Annotated in this window: 13 protein-coding genes; 9 read left to right on the top strand and 4 right to left on the bottom strand. The window is 63.3% G+C overall.

What is annotated here, in order from left to right; translation table 11 throughout:
• Positions 1–102 precede the first annotated feature (102 nt).
• From F0185_RS05675 to F0185_RS05655, 5 genes are all read left to right on the top strand, one after another.
• Entirely contained in the window at positions 103–1,407 is a 1,305-nt protein-coding gene (locus tag F0185_RS05675) for a glycerate kinase type-2 family protein (protein ID WP_167222407.1), read from the top strand.
• A gap of 57 nt (positions 1,408–1,464) precedes the next feature.
• The gene (locus F0185_RS05670; protein WP_167222405.1) at positions 1,465–2,313 is read left to right on the top strand and encodes an alpha/beta fold hydrolase; all 849 of its coding nucleotides are present in this window, start codon (positions 1,465–1,467) and stop codon (positions 2,311–2,313) included.
• Between the two features lie 101 nt (positions 2,314–2,414).
• Complete coding sequence (locus F0185_RS05665; protein ID WP_167222403.1) at positions 2,415–3,272, top strand: helix-turn-helix domain-containing protein; 858 nt, start codon at positions 2,415–2,417, stop codon at positions 3,270–3,272.
• A gap of 214 nt (positions 3,273–3,486) precedes the next feature.
• Positions 3,487–5,706: a TonB-dependent receptor gene (locus F0185_RS05660; RefSeq protein ID WP_167222401.1), complete on the top strand. Its 2,220-nt coding sequence runs from the start codon at positions 3,487–3,489 to the stop codon at positions 5,704–5,706.
• 749 nt (positions 5,707–6,455) lie between these two features.
• The gene (locus F0185_RS05655) at positions 6,456–8,276 is read left to right on the top strand and encodes a S8 family serine peptidase (protein WP_167222399.1); all 1,821 of its coding nucleotides are present in this window, start codon (positions 6,456–6,458) and stop codon (positions 8,274–8,276) included.
• A 245-nt stretch (positions 8,277–8,521) separates the two neighbouring features.
• Here F0185_RS05655 and F0185_RS05650 read toward each other — a convergent pair whose 3' ends face one another.
• A complete protein-coding gene (locus F0185_RS05650) occupies positions 8,522–9,442 on the bottom strand; it encodes a lipase secretion chaperone (protein WP_229476767.1) in 921 nt (306 codons plus the stop codon).
• 10 nt (positions 9,443–9,452) lie between these two features.
• Complete coding sequence (locus tag F0185_RS05645; RefSeq protein ID WP_167222397.1) at positions 9,453–10,364, bottom strand: lipase family alpha/beta hydrolase; 912 nt, start codon at positions 10,362–10,364, stop codon at positions 9,453–9,455.
• Between the two features lie 286 nt (positions 10,365–10,650).
• On the opposite strand from F0185_RS05645, the gene F0185_RS05640 reads away from it, so the two are divergent.
• From F0185_RS05640 to F0185_RS05630, 3 genes are all read left to right on the top strand, one after another.
• Complete coding sequence (locus F0185_RS05640; RefSeq protein ID WP_370663980.1) at positions 10,651–11,328, top strand: TetR/AcrR family transcriptional regulator; 678 nt, start codon at positions 10,651–10,653, stop codon at positions 11,326–11,328.
• Between the two features lie 111 nt (positions 11,329–11,439).
• Complete coding sequence (dinB, locus tag F0185_RS05635; protein ID WP_167222395.1) at positions 11,440–12,513, top strand: DNA polymerase IV; 1,074 nt, start codon at positions 11,440–11,442, stop codon at positions 12,511–12,513.
• Positions 12,514–12,660: 147 nt separating this feature from the next.
• Entirely contained in the window at positions 12,661–13,557 is an 897-nt protein-coding gene (locus F0185_RS05630) for a recombination-associated protein RdgC (protein ID WP_167222393.1), read from the top strand.
• A 269-nt stretch (positions 13,558–13,826) separates the two neighbouring features.
• Here F0185_RS05630 and F0185_RS05625 read toward each other — a convergent pair whose 3' ends face one another.
• Positions 13,827–14,312: an asparaginase domain-containing protein gene (locus tag F0185_RS05625; RefSeq protein ID WP_126074765.1), complete on the bottom strand. Its 486-nt coding sequence runs from the start codon at positions 14,310–14,312 to the stop codon at positions 13,827–13,829.
• Positions 14,313–14,459: 147 nt separating this feature from the next.
• Between F0185_RS05625 and F0185_RS05620 the strand changes: the two genes are divergently transcribed.
• Positions 14,460–15,224, top strand: a complete 765-nt coding sequence (locus F0185_RS05620) for an L-asparaginase (protein ID WP_167222391.1) — start codon at positions 14,460–14,462, stop codon at positions 15,222–15,224.
• Positions 15,225–15,373: 149 nt separating this feature from the next.
• On the opposite strand, the gene F0185_RS05615 is transcribed toward F0185_RS05620, so the two are convergent.
• Positions 15,374–16,366, bottom strand: coding sequence for a D-2-hydroxyacid dehydrogenase family protein (locus F0185_RS05615; RefSeq protein WP_167222389.1), 993 nt, complete (start codon positions 16,364–16,366; stop codon positions 15,374–15,376).
• Positions 16,367–16,644 lie beyond the last annotated feature (278 nt).

Raw genomic sequence — 16,644 nt, 5'->3', positions numbered from 1 at the left:
AACACTCCTGGAAGATATTTTTGTGTCAATATCATAGGCTGGGCAGCGCGAAAAAAGATAGCTCTTTCGCGCCGGCCTTGCAACCCAATTAACGAGGACGACATGAACCCTGCAAGCGCGCCGCGCAGTCCGGCGCATCAGCTGCTTATGCACCTATTCGACAGTGCGCTGGCGGCGGTCGACCCCCTGGCCGTGCTGGCGCCGCACCTGCCCGCCGCGCCCAAGGGGCGCACCATCGTCATCGGCGCCGGCAAGGCGGCCGCGCGCATGGCGCAGGCGGTCGAGCGGCACTGGCAGGGCGAGATCAACGGCCTGGTGGTCACGCGCTACGGCCATGGCGCGCCGACCCGGCATATCGAGGTGATCGAGGCGGGCCATCCGGTGCCGGACGAGGCTAGCAGCATGGCGGCGCAGCGCATGCTGGCGCTGGTGCGCGGCCTCAATGAGGACGACCTGGTGCTGTGCCTCATGTCCGGCGGTGGCTCGGCGCTGCTGTCGCTGCCCGCGCCAGGCATCTCGCTCGACCAAAAGCGCGAACTCACGCGCCGCCTGCTGGCCAGCGGCGCGCCGATCGGCGAGATCAATTGCGTGCGGCGGCATCTGTCCGCGATCAAGGGCGGGCGCCTGGCGCTGGCCTGCCATCCGGCGCGCGTGCTGACCCTGGTGGTGTCCGACGTGCCGGGCGACGATCCGGCGGTGGTGGCGTCCGGGCCGACCATCCCGGATGGCAGTTGCGCGGCCGATGCGCTGGCGCTGCTCGCCAAATACGGCATCGCGGCGCCGCCGGCGGTGCGCGCGGTGCTGGCCGATGCGGCGCTGGCCGCACCGGCCATCGACGATGCGCGCCTGGCCGGCAATCGGGCGGTGGTCATCGCCAGCGCCCAGCATGCGCTCGACGCCGCTGCCGCTGCCGCGCGCGCGGCCGGCTACACGCCGCTGATCCTGAGCGGGTGCATGGAGGGCGAGGCGCGCGAGGTGGCCATCGTCCACGCGGGCATTGTGCGCCAGGTGGCGGGCTACGGGCAGCCGGTGGCAGCGCCGTGCGTGATTTTGTCGGGTGGCGAAACCACCGTCACCTTGCGCGGCCAGGGGCGGGGCGGGCGCAATGCCGAATTTTTGCTGGCGCTGGCCATCGCGCTCAAGGGCATGCCAGGCGTGCATGCGATTGCCTGCGATACCGACGGCATCGACGGCACCGAGGACAACGCCGGCGCGCTGCTCGATCCCGACTCGCTGGCACGCGCCGCGCTGGCCGGCATCGATGCGGCGGCGCGCCTGCGCGATAACGATGGCTACGGCTTCTTTGCGGCGCTGGACGACCTGGTGCTGACGGGGCCGACGCGCACCAACGTCAACGATTTCCGCGCGATCCTGGTGGAGGCGGCGGATCGATTACCTGGGAGGTAATCGCCAGGCCGGCAAGGGTGCGTGAAAATGGGGTCAAGCCAACCAAGGAGAACTGCCATGACCCATTCCCCCGCCCCCGGTTTTATCCGTACCAATGATGGCGTCGACCTGTTCTACCGCGACTGGGGCAGCGGTGCGCCGGTGCTGTTCGTGGGCGGCTGGTCGCTGCCGTCGGATGCGTGGAACTACCAGATGATGGCCCTGTCGCGGCAAGGGCTGCGCTGTATCGCCTTCGACCGGCGCGGGCATGGGCGCTCCAGCGATCCGGGAAGGGGCTACGACTTCGACACCCTGGCCGGCGATCTGGCCGCGGTGATCGGCACGCTCGACCTGCGCGGCGTGACCCTGGTCGCGCATTCGATGGGCTGCAACGAGGTGGTGCGCTACCTGGGCCGGCACGGCAGCGCACGGGTGGCGCGGCTTGTGTTGATGGGACCGATGACGCCGATGATCATGCGCGCCGACGACAACCCGGAGGGCATCGATGGCGCGCTGTTCGAGGCGTTTCGGGAGCAGCAGCTGGACCGCGATTTCCCGCGCTGGATCGACGAGAATGCGCTGCCGTTCCTGACGCCCGATGCGCCGGCGGGGATGATCGGGTGGCTGCGCCAGATGGCGCTGGCGTGCTCGCACAAGGCGCTGCATGATTGCCATGTGGCGGTCCAGCATGCGGACATGCGTGCCGACCTGGCGAAGGTGGACGTGCCGGCCCTGATTATCGCTGGCGCGCTGGACGTGAGCGCGCCCCTGGCGCTGACGGCGCGGCGGACCGCGGCCATGATCGCAGGGGCGCGCCTGACGGTGTACGATGACGCGGCGCACGGGATGTTCGTGACGCATGCGCAGCGGGTCAATGCGGACCTGATGGCGTTTATCGGGTCGGGTCCGGCGTTAGCGGCGCCGTGACGTAGTCCCCCCGGGGTGGCGGTCGTACATGACCCGCCGCAAGGCCGCCGCGCATGGCGGCATGCGAATCCGTATGAACAGGAACGATGAAGGAGCGCGCAATGACAGCAGCAAACCAATCGCCCCCCTCGCGCGACCAGTACTTCGGCGACTTTTCGGCCGCGCTGCGCTACTGGCGCGGCAAGCGCGGGTACAGCCAGCTGCATCTTTCCACCGTCAGCGCGGTCTCGCAGCGCCATATCAGCTTCCTCGAAAGCGGCCGCGCCCAGCCCAGCAAGGAACTGATCCTCAAGCTTGGCGTGGCGCTCGACGTGCCGCTCAGGCAGCGCAACATCATGCTGCTGGCCGCCGGTTTCGCGCCCGCCTACCAGGAGCGCAACCTGTCCGACCCGGAACTGGCCGCAGTGCGCCAGGCGCTCGACTTCATGCTGGCTCAACAGGCGCCATACCCGGCGCTGGTGGTCGACCGCCTGTGGAACCTGCAACTCCACAACGCCCCCGCCGCCCGCCTGTTCGGCTGGCTGCTCGACTTGCCTGCCGGCCAGCCGATTCCCGGCAACGGCGTCCTCAACGTCCTCAAGCTCATGCTCGACCCTGACGGCCTGCGCCAGTACCTCGTCAACTGGGACGCGGTGTGCGCCGACGCCCTGCACTGGATCCAGCGCGAAGCCATGGGCGACGGACCCGGCAGCGAAGCGACGACCCTGCTGGCCGAACTGGCGGCCTTGCCCGGCATCGACGCCATCGGCATAGCGGCCCACGCACCCAACCTCGACCGGCGCGCGCTGCCGTTTTTGCCGCTGGCCATCCGCAAGGACGGCGTCGAACTGAACGTGTTTACGACCATCACCACCATGGGCACGCCGCACGATGTAACGGTGCATGAATTGCGTCTCGAATCGTTCTTTCCCGCCGACGAACACAGCAAACAGTGGTTTATTGCAAAAAATGTTGCGTGAAGATCACGCTGCAAGTGAACTTCCTTGCCATTCACAGCAGTGATGGCAGAAAATACCGGCTTTATAAAGTCGGCAACACAGACATCGACAAGATGCGGTGCCGACGGCGTCCATCGCCGCGCGTTTGCATGCGAGTACGTCCAGAAAAAGAGCACAAGCAGGAGACAAGAATACCTTCGTCGTACGCTTCATCAACTTTTTCCAGGGAACTCGAATGATCAAGATGTCCAAGATGCACAAGCGCGTTATCGGCGCCCACGGCGCCGTGCTGGCCCTGTCCGCACTGCTGCCGATCGGGTCGGCCATGGCCCAAGTCCAGGCCCAAGCCCAAGCTGCTCCGGAACTGCAAACCGTGACCGTGACCGCCCAGCGCCGTACCGAGAACATCAAGGAAGTGCCGGTCTCCGTCACCCTGCTCAAGGATGAGAAGCTCGACGTGCTCGTGTCCGGCGGACAGGACATTCGCGTGCTGGCCGGCAAAGTGCCGAGCCTGAACGTGGAATCGTCAAACGGCCGCACCTTCCCGCGCTTTTACATCCGCGGCTACGGCAACACCGACTTCAATACCTTCGCCTCGCAACCTGTATCGCTGATCTACGACGACGTGGTGCAAGAGAACCCGATCCTGAAGGGCTTCCCGATTTTCGACCTGGCCGGCGTGGAAGTGCTGCGCGGCCCGCAGGGCACCCTGTTCGGCCGCAACACCCCGGCTGGCGTGGTCAAGTTCGAATCCGAAAAACCGAAGCTCGACAGCTTCGGCGGCTACTACAACGCCTCCGTCGCGACCCACAACACGGTCAACGTTGACGGCGCCGTGAATATTCCGCTGAGCAAAGAATGGGCGGCGCGCTTCTCGACCCTGCGCCAGCACCGCGACGATTTCGTCGACAACAGCTTCACCAAGCAGGAAGACGCGCTGGAAGGCTACAACGAGCACGCCGAACGCCTGCAAGTGCTGTACAAGCCAGGCACGACGTTCAATGCCCTGTTCAATGTGCACCAGCGTTCGACCACGGGCAGCTCGCGTTTGTTCCGCGCGAATATCATCAAAAAAGGCACGAACGAGCTGGTCGACGGTTTCGACGCCGACAAGATCGCCAACAACGGCCTGAACTTCCAGGCCCTGCGCACCAACGGCGCCAACGTGCGCCTGTCGTGGGACCTGGGTGCGCTCAAGCTGTATTCGATCACCGGCTACGAAGGCGTGGACCATTACCTGAGCCGCGGCGACATCGACGGCGGCGTGCCGACCGGCCCGGGCGTGATCCCGTTCCAGGTTGAAACCGCCGGCGGCATTGGCGACGTCAAGCAATACAGCCAGGAAGTGCGGGTCGAATCGAAGAACAGCGGCCCGATGAACTGGCAGGCCGGCCTGTACTACTTCAACGAAGACGCCACCGGCTCGACCGACAATTACAACAGCACCAGCGGCGCCCAGACGTCGCGCCTGGTGAGCCACCAGAAGAATACCGCCTGGGCGGCGTTCGGCTCGGTCAACTACGTCATCAGCGATGCCTTCAACGTGCGCGGCGGTTTGCGCTACACCAACGACAAGAAGGATTTCAATACCGTCACGGCGTGGAACGTGGCGCAGATCGGCCCGGGTTCGGTGGGCGAGAGCAGCAACAAGGCCAACTGGGACCTGAGCGGTACCTACAAGCTGAACAAGGATGTCAACGTGTATGCCCGCGTGGCGACCGGCTTCCGCGCGCCGAGTATCGCGGCGGCCTCGGCTGCGGTACCGATCACCGTGGCCGACGCCGAAACCATCACCTCGGTCGAAGCCGGCGTGAAAGCCGACCTGTGGAACCGCCGCGCGCGCGTGGCCTTCAGCGTGTACGATTACCAGGTCAAGAACCAGCAGCTGACCGTGGTCGGCGGCAACTCGAACGTCAACCGCCTGATCAACGCGGCCAAGACCAACGGCCGTGGCGCCGAGCTGGACTTTGAAGGCTTTGTCACCAGCAGCTTCAAGGTATCGGCGGGCGGCAGCTACAACTTCACCGAAATCCGCGATGGCGGCATCTCGGTCAACAAATGCGCGCAGTGCACGATCACCAATCCGATCAATGCCGCCGGCCGGGTCGTCATCGACGGCAATCCTTTGCCGCAGGCGCCGAAGTGGATCATCAACGGCACCGCGCGTTACTCGATGGACCTGGCCGAAGGTCAGCTGTTCGTGTTCACCGACTGGGCGTACCGCAGCAAGATCAATTTCTTCCTGTACGAAGCGAAGGAATTTACCGGCAAGCCGCTGGTGGAAGGCGGCCTGCGCGTCGGCTACACCTGGGATAGCGGCAAGTACGAAGTGGCCGCGTACGGTCGCAACATCACCGGCACCGAACGGCTTGTGGGCGGGATCGACTTCAACAACCTGACCGGCTTCACCAACGAGCCGCGTCAGTGGGGGATGCAGTTCAAGGGCAACTTCTAAGCCCGTCCCGCTGTCAGCAAAGCCGCGAGCGATCGCGGCTTTTTTACGTCCATGGAGTAAGAATTCGCCGAAGGTCGTAGGATAAATACGTGCCCATCTGTCAGAGCGGGGATCAGTTTTAGGTAAGCCATCATCGTATCGGCCTGTCGGACCAGACGCCGGGCGCTCTCCTCGGGGGCAGCTTGTTTTCCGCAGCGCAGCCGCCTTCCCATAGGGGAAAAGCGCCGGCTTGGGCCGCTGCGGCCCCCACTTTCCAGGCGCATCGCCGCCATTGTTATCCGCTGATAAAACCGTCCTCGTCCGTATGAGCCTGCCTGAACTTTTGGCAGGCTTCAGCGGTCTACTGCATATTCACGGTAGCACAGGAAATTGTTCTGAATCATTCATCCGATCTCGGCCTTACGGCGGGAGACGCAATGTTCATTGCTTGTCAAAAACTGTTCATTTTTAGACAATTATCAGTCGAATGTTCAGAAATAGACAAAAATGAACAAGTTTGCATTTGGGAAAAAGCAAAGATTGCCAAATTAACTTTGCCCGCAGAAATTTTTTTGGCTTTTTGTGTTGCGAAACAGCCGAATCCTGTTGGAAATTTCCAAAAATCGACATGAATCCAAGTAATGTACAACGCTCGCTGACAAAAGGCGGGGCTACGTTGCAGAACAACGTGGAGACAATGGGACGGCGACGGCCACGCGCTGCCGACGATCCCTTTATAAAATGTTCATCGGAAAACTTAAGGAACGACAATGAAGCATTCGCAATCGAAGTACCCATCCTTTCTGACATTCTGCGCCGCCGCCGTGATCACGGTCGGCCCGGTGTTTGCCCACGCCAGCGTGCTCGATATTGAGTCGAACGCGAAGATCGCCCCGGCAGCGACGAGCACCGACCGCATGATCGTCAAGTACAAGGAAACCGGCCCTGTCGTGCCGGGCGCAACCCTCCGGGCTGCGCCGAGCAAGGAACGCCTGGCGATCGTCCAGCGTTCGGGCCAGCAGTTCGGCCTGACCATGCAAGCCTTGCACACCACCGCCAATGGCGCCCAGATTCTCAAGCTCGACAAGAAGATGGACGTCAAGGACGTGGCAGCCATCGCCAAGGACCTGATGGAGCGCGACGCCAGCATAGAGTACGCTGAGCCGGACCGCATCATGCAGCCGCTGTACACCCCGAACGATCCGCGCTACGCGGAGCAGTGGCACTACGGCGACACCACCGGCGGCCTGCGCCTGCCGGCGGCCTGGGACCTGGCCACCGGTTCCGGCGTCGTCGTTGCCGTCATCGATACGGGCTTCCGTCCGCACGCCGACCTCGCCGGCCAGTTTGTCCAGGGTTACGACTTCATCACCGACACCACCATCGCCAACGACGGCAATGGCCGTGACAGCGACGCCAGCGATCCGGGCGACGCAGTCGCCGCCGGCGCGTGCGGCAACGGCCGTCCGCTGCAGGCGCAGAATTCGAGCTGGCACGGCACCCACGTGGCCGGCACCATCGCCGCCAAGACCAACAACAGTCTCGGCGTGGCGGGCGTGGCGTTCAACGCCAAGGTCCTGCCGCTGCGCGTGCTGGGCAAATGCGGCGGCTACACCTCCGACATCGCCGATGCGATCACCTGGGCCTCGGGCGGCACCGTTGCCGGCGTGCCGGCCAATGCCAACAAGGCGCGCGTGATCAACATGTCGCTCGGCGGCGGTGGCGCTTGCGACACCACGACCCAGAACGCCATCAACGGCGCCCGTTCGCGCGGCACCGTGGTGATTGTCGCCGCCGGTAACGACAACGTTAACGTCAGCAACGCCAGCCCGGCCAACTGCTCGGGCGTGATTGCGATTGCCGCAACCAACAAGGCGGGCGGCCGCGCTTCGTACTCGAACTACGGCACCCTGATCGACGTGGCGGCGCCTGGTGGCGACACCGGCGGCCTGATCCTGTCGACCCTGAACGCCGGCACCGGCGCGCCAGGCGCGGATAGCTACGCCAGCTACGCCGGTACCTCGATGGCGACCCCGCACGTCGCTGGTGTTGCCGCGCTGATGCTGTCGAAGAACCCGGCCCTGACGCCGGATGAGATCGAAAGCAAGCTGAAGTCGACCGCACGCGCCTTCCCGGCCACCTGCAACAGCTGCGGCACGGGGATCGTCGATGCGCTGGCGGCCGTGAAGTCGGTCACCGGCGGCACCACGCCGCCAGCCGGCACCACCATCAACGAAACGGAAGCGAACAACGCGACCGCAACGGCGAATGCGGTGACGGTCAGCGGCACGGTTGTTAAAGGCAACATGGGTTCGACCACCGACTCCGACTACTTCGTGGTTCAACTGCCAGCGGGTAAAACCCTGTCGGCGACAATGACGATCGGCAGCAGCACCGCCGACTACGATCTGTATGCCTACAACAGCGCGGGCACGCAGGTGGCGTCGAGTGAAAACGGCGCCGGCGTAGCCGACAGCCTGAACACCGCCAACACCGGCACCGCCACCACCACCCGTTATGTCCGCGTGAAGTACTACGACGGCGGCACGGGCGCCACCAGCGGCGCGTACTCGCTGAAACTGTCGTGGTAATGTAAGTCAATGCGGCGGCCTGGCCGCTGCATGACAAAGGGGACGACCGGCTTGCCGCTCGTCCCCTTTTTATAGCAACCAAATTGATAACCGTGTTTTCTGCCACTAGCAGAAAAGACTTCCCGCGCAGGCGGGAATCCAAGACATCTATGCTAAGCGAAGGTGCCTTGGATTCCCGCCTGCGCGGGAAAGACGGTTTGTAGCTTAGTGGCTTCTAAGGAAAAATCGCGTCAGCCTTGGCCGTTTTACTCATACGCCCCCAGCCTGCGCTGTTCCTCCGCCGAAAAATGCTGGTTCCGCACCTGCTGCAACACCGCCTCCGACCCCGTTCCCACGCTCGCCCGCTGCGCCAGATAGGCCTTGATGCGCCCCTTCCACGCCGCCTCTTCGCGATCCAGATCGGCCAGCCGGCTGGCCGCTTCCGGCGAGAACGCCGTCGCCCGCAATCGATACACCTCGTCGTCGCCCGCACCCTGCTCGCGCAGCTTCTGCACCGACGCTTCCATCCGGATCACCTTGGTCGGCGCCTCGCGATCTTCGCGCAACGACGCCGGCATGCGCTGGTCCAGCGCCGCCATCTTTTGCTCGCGTTCGAGCGCCGTCAGCGCGCCGTCCTGCTCGATGTCGAGCCGCGCCAGCGCATCGGCGTCGTACGCGTCGCTGGCGCCGAACAGTCCCGTCGCCTCGCTTGCACTGAAAAACTGCGGCCGCAAGCGCTGCTTGAGCGCCAGCCGCGCGCGTGCCGCCTTGGCCAGGTCGGCCTGCGGCGCCAGCGTCTTTTCGGCATCGGCCAGGGCCCGCTTGTAATCGAGATAGCTGGCCAGCAAGCGCTTGGCCTGCGCCGCCGGGCCGGGAGCGAAGCGGCGCTCCAGCTCGCGCTCGATTTCGGCGCGGATCGCCTGCAAATCCTTCTCGCCCAGCCCGGCCAGGTAGTAGTCGAACAGATGCCCCAGTTCGGCGTCGACCACCAACTGGCCATCGGCGTCCAGGCGCACGTCGCCGTCCGGCCTGGTGCCTTCCATCGACCGCACGAACGCAAACGGGTCCGTCGGCGCCGGCGGCGCCGCCGCCACGGCGGCCACCTCCGGCCTCGGATAAGCGGCCACCAGCAAAGCGGCCACCAGCGCGCCGGCCCCGAACATTTTCCATCGCATGCGTGCGGTCATGGCGGCCCCCTTACAGACCGAGCGCCTGCAGGCGGTTCGCTTGCTGGCGGAACACGGTCACCGGACTGGTTTCGAACAGGTTCACGATGCCGATGAACTGGTTCACTTCGTCCAGGTGGTTCATGGCGTAGTCGTCGCGGATCACGCGCCCCAGGCGGCTGGAACAGCTGCTGACCAGGCCATCGTTCTTGCCGCCGAACGCCGCGCCGGTCAGCGCCATGAACGGGTCGATCGCATCGAACACATTGGTGTAGGGCTGGGCCCCGCTCCACGAAAAGTAATACACGCCATTGACATGGTTGGCGCCTTCGCCGCAGGCGCTGGTCGGCACCCCTTGCGGATGGCGCTTATTGAAGGCGACCGAGCCGGCCGTGCTGAGCGACTTGAGCGCGGCCGCGCCATCCTGCGGCAAGCCGGAACGGCCGGTGAGGAAGTCCATCAGCGCGGCCACCGCGTTGGCCAGCGCATTGCCGACTTCAGGCGCGTTGCCGGTCAGGATGTCGGCGATCTTCGAGCCTTTGTTCACGCCCGCCACCGAGCTGACCGACGCCACCAGGTTCGGCGCCACCGAGGCGACGTAGCGCACGGTTGGCCCGCCATGGCTGTGGCCGATCAAATTGACCCTGGCGGCGCCGGTGGCCGCCATGATTTGTTTGACTTGCGAGAGCAATTGTTCGCCGCGCACTTCGGTACTGTTGGCGCCCGAGACCGTGACGGTATAGACTTTCGCTCCACCGCTGCGCAGGGCCGAGGGGATGCCGTAGAAGTACTCGACCGGTCCGAGTTTTTCGAAGCCGAACAGGCCGTGCACGAGCACGATGGGATACTTGGTTTGGGTGTAGCCGGCGGCGTGGGCCGGGGCGGGTACGACGTGGATGGCGATAAGCAAAACGGACAGGCACTTCCAAAAGCGATTCATCATTGTTGTCTCCATTGATGGTTTTTGTATGAAATGAACTACTGGAACCGGAGTTGCGCAGTTCAAGCTGCACATTCCTCCGGCTACCGGCAAACGCCCCTGCTTAGGCTGTTTTATGAATTAGAGCGAGCGCTCGGTTTTTTGAATGTAGCACTGGCGTATGCGGAAAGCATCGCGCAGTGCAGCATACGGAGGCCTTGTTTTGCGGTTTGAATTGATCTGTGGTTTTAACGAGCTATAATCATTCCCGAAACCAACTCTAGCGGTAGACGCAACTATGGGAACGCTGGTGTCCACCCGCTTCGACTTCGCCCAGTTTGAAAAGATGACGCCGCTCACGAGCGACACTATCTGGGCCTATCTTGTTGACCGTCACGCCGAGCGGATCGGCGTCAAGCGCCGCAAGCCGGCGCTGGAAAACATGGAAAGAATTTTCGGCGCCACTTTCCGCCTGGCCAATGAAGTGGGCTTTCGCGCGATGAGCTTGCGCGACCTGTGCCGCGAAACCGGCTTGTCGATGGGCGGCCTGTACGGCTACATCGACAGCAAGGATCAACTGGCGGAAATGATCGAGGACGTGGTGCGGCATGCCAGCCAGGAATTGCCGCGCATGTTCCTGCATGTGCAGGCGCCCCTGGAACGGCTCGAATCGCTGGTGCGGGCGACGATTTACCTGTCCGAGATCTTGCAGCCGTGGTTTTACTTCGTCTACATGGACTCGCGCGTGCTCAGTTTCGAGCAGCGCGGCATGGCGAAAAATTCGGAGCTGTCGATCCAGGCCGAAATTGCGGACATGATCGGCCAGCTCAAGCCTGTGCCGGCCGGCAATCCGGACTTGCTGGCGGGGCATATCGTGGCGATGTTCCAGGATTGGTACATCAAGCGCTGGAAATACCGCGCGGCCAAGGTGCATGTGGATGATTTTGCCGATAGTATCCTGGCCATGATCCGCAGCCATCTGAGTTAAGCTGGTGCTCGCCCGCCGCCATGCCGGGCCTTCCAGCTTGCAACAAATCCAGTTTCAGTGAATACTGTATGCAATTACAGTAGTTGCCCTCAACCGGGCACAGCAGAGCGCGTGAACGCCCCAGCCCGAAAAATCATCCATTGCGATTGCGACTGCTTCTACGCAGCCGTCGAAATGCGCGACAATCCCGCCCTGCGCGAGGTGGCGCTGGCGGTCGGCGGCCGCCCGGACCAGCGCGGCGTGGTGGCGACCTGCAACTACGAAGCGCGGCGCTACGGCATCCACTCCGCCATGGCCACCGCCCAGGCCCTCAAGCTGTGCCCGGACCTGGTCGTGATTCCCCCGGCCATGGAAAAATACCGCATCGCCTCGCGCCAGATCCTGGCCATCTACGGCGACTACACCGACCTGATCGAGCCGCTGTCGCTCGACGAAGCCTATCTCGACGTCACCGACTCGCCGCACTGCAAAGGCAGCGCCACCCTGATCGCGCAGGAAATCCGCAAACGCATCTTCGCGACCGTCGGCATCACCGCCTCGGCCGGGGTGGCGCCCAACAAGTTCGTGGCCAAGATCGCCAGCGACTGGAACAAGCCCGATGGCCTGTGCCTGGTGCGTCCGGACGAGGTCGACGCTTTCGTGGCCGCCTTGCCGGTCAAAAAATTGCATGGCGTCGGCAAGGTCACCGCCGCCAAGCTCAACAACCTGGGCGCGCATACCTGCGCCGACCTGCGCAGCTGGACCATGCTCGAACTGCAACATCACTTCGGCAGCTTCGGCACCCGCCTGCACGACTTGTGCCGGGGCATCGACAACCGCGCCGTGTGCAACGAGCGCGAGCGCAAGTCGGTCAGCGTCGAAGAAACCTACACGCCGGACGTGCCCGACTTGCCGGCCTGCATCGCCCTGCTGCCGGAATTGTTCGACAACCTCAATGCCCGCATTGCCCGCGCCGGCGCCGGGAAAAGCGTGCAAAAGCTGTTTGTTAAACTCAAATTTGCCGATTTTCACCAGACCACCGTGGAATGTGTTGGCACCGCGCCACACGTGGGGCAATACGCCAAACTGATGGAAACCGGCTACGCGCGCGGCATGCAGCCTGTACGCTTGCTGGGTGTCGGAGTCCGCCTGGGCGAGGCCGAAAACCTCGAACAGTTAAGCCTGTTCGCCGATGCGGACGTGTAAAATGTCGTTCCCTTCGCACAGATGATTTGTCGCGGACGACGCAAGTCCTGCCTCCGGGGCAGGCCGTTACGCAGGAAGTGAAAGCGGTTTTGCGCGCCTTCCTGCTTCACCCCGCTGTAAATACTGACTCAAACAAGGTAAAGCATAATGTGGTTCAAGAATCTTCAGATTTACCGTCTTCCCGCACCGTGGGCATACACTCCCGAGCAACTCGAAGCGGCGCTGGCGCCCATGAGTTTTGTTCCGGCCACCAGTAACGAATTGCTGCGCCAGGGCTGGGATTCGCCGCGCAACAACGGCATCCTGGTTCACACCGTCAACAAGCAGATGCTGATCCTGCTGGGCACCGAAAAGAAGCTGCTGCCATCGTCGGTGATCAACCAGGTGGCCAAGGCCAAGGCGGCCGAGCTGGAAGAAGCCCAGGGCTTCGCCCCAGGCAAGAAAGCCATGAAGGAACTCAAGGAACGCGTGGCCGATGAATTGCTGCCGCGCGCTTTCAGCATCCGCAGCAACACCTTTACCTGGATCGATCCGGTCAATGGCTGGCTGGTGGTCGACGCCGCCAGCCCGGCCAAGGCCGACGAAGTCATCAAGCTGCTGCTGAAAGCGGTCGACCGCATGCCGCTCGAAAGCCTGCGCGTGCAACGCTCGCCGGTGGCCGTCATGACGGCCTGGCTGGAAACCGACGAAGCGCCGGTGGGCTTCACGATCGACCAGGATACCGAGCTGCGCGCCACTGGCGAGAGCAAGGCGGCCGTGCGTTACGTGAAACATGCGCTGGAAGTGGACGATATCCGTCGTCACATCGCGGCAGGCAAGCAATGCACGCGCTTGGCGATGACGTGGGACAACAAGATTTCGTTCGTGCTGACCGAGTCGCTGGCGATCAAGGGCATCAAGCCGCTCGACGTGATCAAGGAAAGCGACACCAGCACGCGTAACGATGAAGAGCGCTTCGACAACGACATGATGCTCATGACCGGCGAACTGGCCAAGATGATGAGCGAAGTAGTGGAAGCGCTGGGTGGGGAAGCGAAGGCTTGATGGCCGAATAAAAGCGCGTGGACAGGGTGCTTTATGTTTCCTGTCTCCGCCTCCGGAAGCAGCCGCCCTGTCCGGTTTTTAGCTACACTCCAAACCGTCTTTCCCGGCCTCGGTGGCCCCCTTGGCGGGAATCCAAGGCATCTACGCTAAGCGACGGTGCCTTGGATTCCCGCCTACGCGGGAAAGACGGTTTTTTATGTAGCGCAAATATTTGCTTGAGTCGTAGCGGCCCCAGAGAGCACGCTCGGACGCCGTTGTCCCAACCGAGGTTACAACGGCTGAAACACCCCCGCCGCGCGATTCTTGGTCACGTTATCCCACGTGAAAATCTGCCCGTTCATCGCCACGTACACACCCGGCGGCAAGATTTGCGCGGCGGCACTTGCGCAGCCGAGATTGAACAGCGCATCCGAATTCGCAATTTCGTACGGAATCATTGCACCAGTCAACACAATGCTTTTGCCGAGCGCGGCGGCGCCGAGCACGGCCGCCGTTTCCGGCATCGTATCGGTGCCATGCACGATCACAATCGCCTTCTCCGGCGCCGCCTGGCAACTGGCCAGCACGCGCGCGCGGTCGGCGTCCTGCATGTCGAGCGAGTCGAGCAGGGGAAGCTGCTCCAGTTCAACGGGAACCGTCATGCGCGTGCGCGCCAGTACCGCAGGCAGATGGCTTTCCGCAAAGCCGAGCTTACCGGTCAGTTCATCATAATGTTTATCGAAGGTGCCGCCGGTGGCGATGATGCGCAAGCTCATAGTGATCTGGAATTCGTAAAGAGAAGGTGCCGTATGATAACGTGTAGCGTTGGCCTTGTGCGCGCAAAGCAAAACGCGCAACTTGCCGGTGCGTTAGAATCGTTGTCTGCGCATGAGTCCACTCATTTTTTTGTCCTTCAAGAAGCCATGAAAGCCCTTGCCCCAGGAACTGTTATTTTCCATCGCCATCGTGGCTATGGCGTCATTACGCACGTCAACCTGCTGACCGGCTGGATCTCCGCGCGCTTCGGCAGCGAAGCGCGCACGCTCGACCTGAATCTGTCGACCGACGACGTGCAGCATGCCGATGGCGAAGCGATCCTGTTCCGGCGCGCCCCGCCCGACCGCATGCCGCACGCGCGCCTGATGGCGATGGTGCGCGCACTGCACCAGGCCGGCTACGAAAAACTCTATCTCTACTCCTGGCCCAAGCCTTCGGGCCTGCACTGGCGCTGGCATTTGTTCACCGCCCAGCGCGACTGGATGCAACGCCCCTGGCGCGAGGGCTGGTACGGGTCGGGCGCCGACTACAACGTCAACCCGGTGATGGGCTGGGGCGATTCGCCTGGCGCCACCACCGACGAACTGGTCACCGCGCTGGCGCGCTTCGACCCGCAAGGCCTGGCGCAGGCGCTCGGACGCGACGAAGACCACACGGCGTGGTTCGAAGGGGCGTGCAAACTCTTGCTGCCGGGCTATATGTACAGCCTGAACGTGGAGCGCCCCGGCGCCGGCGGCTTGCAGGATGCGCCACCGGTGCCGGTGGTGCCGGTGCGCGCCAGCCTGCCTGCCTACGATGGGCCGGCACTTGGGTGGCCGCCCGGCTGGGCCGGTTTGTGGACGCGCGCGCATGTGATGCCGGTGCCGCCGATCGATATCACCGGCGAGCGCAAGTTGCGTGAGACGTCGTAGCGAGTGGGAGTTGGTGGCACCGGCTCAGACCCCTTCCTGCGGCGAGACCTGCGACACCGGGGTCCTGCCGATAACGGGGCAGTGGCTAACACCGGGGTCAGACCCCTAAAGGAAAAACCGGGGTCTGACCCCTCGCGGTGACACCGGGGTCAGACCCCTTGCAACGCTTCCGGGTTCAAGATATTCGACGGGGCGCCGTTGGCGAAGTTCAGCACATTCTCGAACGCGGTCCGGAAGTACAACTCGTAACTATCTTTTTCCACGTAGCCGATGTGCGGTGTTGCCAGCACGGTTGGAATGCGCAGCAGCGGCGCGTCCGCCGCCAGCGGCTCGCTGGTGAACACGTCGATGGCCGCATTGCCCGGCCGCCCCAGCCGCAGCGCCGCTTCCAGCGCATCCGGTGCGACCAGCTCGGCGCGGCTGGTGTTGACGAACAGCGCATCGGGCTTCATGCGCGCCAGGTCCCCGGCCGTGACGATGCCACGGGTGCCGTCGGCCAGCCGCAAATGCAGGCTCAGCACGTCGGCGCGTTCGAAGAACTCCTCGCGGGTGGACGCCGCCTCGAACCCGTCAGCCACCGCCGCCGCGCGGCTGGCCTCGCCACCCCAGACCAGCACCCGCATGCCGAACGCCTTGCCGTAGCCGGCGATCATGCGCCCGATCTTGCCGTAGCTCCAGATCGCCAGGGTGCGTCCCTTGAGCGTGCGCCCGACGCCGTTCAGCAGCGGGTTGACCGAGGCCGTCTGCCACAGTCCGTCCTTCAGATTATTCGCGTAAGGCACGATCTTGCGGCTGGCCGCCATGATCAGCGCCCAGGTCAGCTCGGCCGGCGCCACCGGCGAGCCGACCCCTTCGGCGATGGCCACGCCGCGCGCCGTTGCGGCGGCCACATCCACATGCCCGGCCAGCTTGCCGGTCTGGGAAATGAGCTTGAGGTTCGGCAGTTTTTCCAGCAATCCTGCCGGAAACGCCGTGCGCTCCCGGATCAGCACCAGCGCCTCGAACGGCGCTAGGCGGATGCCCAATTGCCCCGCACCGCGGGCTGAACTGTTAAATATTTTGACATCGTGGCCGTCGAGCAGCTTGAAGCAGTCGAGTTGACGCACCGCGTCCTGGTAATCATCAAGAATAGCTATTTTCATGGGAGATGGCAGAAGTTAAATAAATCTTCGTAGGTAAATAACACGATCCGGAATATTCGAAATAGCCTACTACATTGCTCAACTATTATTCCTACATTTTTGACGTTTGAGCATTTAAAACAGGTAATAGCGGGTGTACAATCGCCCCTCATTTCGGGATTTGGCCCCGGCTGCGGACCCTGATTTCCGCCCTGTCAAGTCCCCGCACTACCGTTCCACCAGCCTCGCCGTCATCCGAGGTTGTCGACATGACCGCCGTATCGCCGAACCTTTCTTAG

Origin of the sequence: Massilia rubra (assembly GCF_011682065.1) — a bacterium.
Taxonomy (GTDB): Bacteria; Pseudomonadota; Gammaproteobacteria; order Burkholderiales; family Burkholderiaceae_D; genus Telluria_A; species Telluria_A rubra.
This window is presented reverse-complemented; position numbering and strand designations above follow the sequence as displayed.

Bases quoted from the DNA above. Each gene is read 5' to 3' on its own strand.
- F0185_RS05675 (WP_167222407.1), top strand. From the start codon at position 103: ATGAACCCTGCAAGCGCGCCGCGCAGTCCGGCGCATCAGCTGCTTATG.
- F0185_RS05670 (WP_167222405.1), top strand. From the start codon at position 1,465: ATGACCCATTCCCCCGCCCCCGGTTTTATCCGTACCAATGATGGCGTC.
- F0185_RS05665 (WP_167222403.1), top strand. From the start codon at position 2,415: ATGACAGCAGCAAACCAATCGCCCCCCTCGCGCGACCAGTACTTCGGC.
- F0185_RS05660 (WP_167222401.1), top strand. From the start codon at position 3,487: ATGATCAAGATGTCCAAGATGCACAAGCGCGTTATCGGCGCCCACGGC.
- F0185_RS05655 (WP_167222399.1), top strand. From the start codon at position 6,456: ATGAAGCATTCGCAATCGAAGTACCCATCCTTTCTGACATTCTGCGCC.
- F0185_RS05650 (WP_229476767.1), bottom strand. From the start codon at position 9,442: ATGACCGCACGCATGCGATGGAAAATGTTCGGGGCCGGCGCGCTGGTG.
- F0185_RS05645 (WP_167222397.1), bottom strand. From the start codon at position 10,364: ATGATGAATCGCTTTTGGAAGTGCCTGTCCGTTTTGCTTATCGCCATC.
- F0185_RS05630 (WP_167222393.1), top strand. From the start codon at position 12,661: ATGTGGTTCAAGAATCTTCAGATTTACCGTCTTCCCGCACCGTGGGCA.
- F0185_RS05625 (WP_126074765.1), bottom strand. From the start codon at position 14,312: ATGAGCTTGCGCATCATCGCCACCGGCGGCACCTTCGATAAACATTAT.
- F0185_RS05620 (WP_167222391.1), top strand. From the start codon at position 14,460: ATGAAAGCCCTTGCCCCAGGAACTGTTATTTTCCATCGCCATCGTGGC.
- F0185_RS05615 (WP_167222389.1), bottom strand. From the start codon at position 16,366: ATGAAAATAGCTATTCTTGATGATTACCAGGACGCGGTGCGTCAACTC.